Source organism: Streptomyces sp. NRRL B-24572, from assembly GCF_002156145.1.
Taxonomy (GTDB): Bacteria; Actinomycetota; Actinomycetes; order Streptomycetales; family Streptomycetaceae; genus Streptomyces; species Streptomyces vietnamensis.
Genome location: NZ_MWIG01001104.1, coordinates 1 through 1,192, shown reverse-complemented (window position 1 = coordinate 1,192; position 1,192 = coordinate 1). Strand labels below are relative to the sequence as shown.

1 protein-coding gene is annotated in these 1,192 nt (G+C 69.8%); it reads right to left on the bottom strand.

Going from position 1 to position 1,192, the window contains the following annotated elements; genetic code table 11:
• Positions 1–173: 173 nt before the first annotated feature.
• The gene (locus CCN56_RS40555) at positions 174–845 is read right to left on the bottom strand and encodes a 1-acyl-sn-glycerol-3-phosphate acyltransferase (protein ID WP_041128308.1); all 672 of its coding nucleotides are present in this window, start codon (positions 843–845) and stop codon (positions 174–176) included.
• Between the last annotated feature and the right edge of the window lie 347 nt (positions 846–1,192).

Below are 1,192 nucleotides of genomic sequence, written 5' to 3'. Positions count from 1 at the left end.
GGATCGCGGCGGGCGTCGGCGCGGCCGTCCTCCTCGCGACGGCGGTCGCGGCCTGGTTCCTCCTCAGGGGCCAGAAGCTGGAGGAAGGCGTCGAGCACTGACGCACCCCGTGGACGCGAAAGTGCCCCGTACGGCCGTCGGCCGTACGGGGCACTTCGGTGTACGCGGCGGAGTTACGCCGCCTTCGCCTTGGTCGCATACATGTCCACGTACTCCTGACCGGACAGCCGCATCACCTCGGCCATCACCGAGTCCGTCACCGCCCGCAGGACGTACCGGTCGCGGTCCATCCCGTCGTACCGCGAGAACTCCATCGCCTCGCCGAAGCGGACCGTCACCCGGCCCGGGCGCGGGAAGCCCGCCCCGCCCGGCTGGATCTTGTCGGTGCCGATCATCGCGAACGGCACCACCGGCGCGCCCGTCATCAGGGTCAGCCGCGCGATGCCCGTACGGCCCCGGTAGAGACGGCCGTCGGGGGAGCGGGTGCCCTCCGGGTAGATCGAGAAGATCTTGCCCTCCTCAAGCACCCGGCGGCCGGTCATCAGCGCCGCGACACCGCCGCGGCCGCCGTCCCGGTCCACCGGGATCATGCCGACGCTGGTGAAGAACCAGGCCATCGCCCGGCCCTTGATGCCCTTGCCCGTCACGTACTCGTCCTTGCCGATGAAGTAGACCGGACGGTCCAGGCAGATCGGCATGATCATCGAGTCGATGAAGGTCAGGTGGTTGCCGGCGAGGATCACGGGCCCCGTCCCGGGGATGTTCTCGACGCCCTCCACGCGGGGGCGGAACATCAGGCGCATGACCGGCCCGAGCACTGCCTTGATGATCGCATGACGGGACAACGGTTCCTCCGGTGGGAAGCGGGTGGGTCGAGTTGTCGAGACGACGGTTGCAGCTGGCGACGATACTCGCGGGTCACCCTCACGCGCACATCGGGTTCACCGAACGGATACGCAGTGTTGACGTGTGTTTCCGCCATGTTCGGCCGAGGTCTGCCGCCCGTAGGGCCCCGCTGCCTAGCGTCGGGGACAACAGTTGACAGGTGCGGGACATCACACCGCGGCTCACACAGGAGGATCCCTCATGACCCAGGGCGAACGCCGGACCCCGGCACGGCGCACGGTTCTCGGAGCGGCGGGCGCCACCGTCCTCGGCGCCTCCACGGCCCTCGCGGCCGGCACCGGCACCG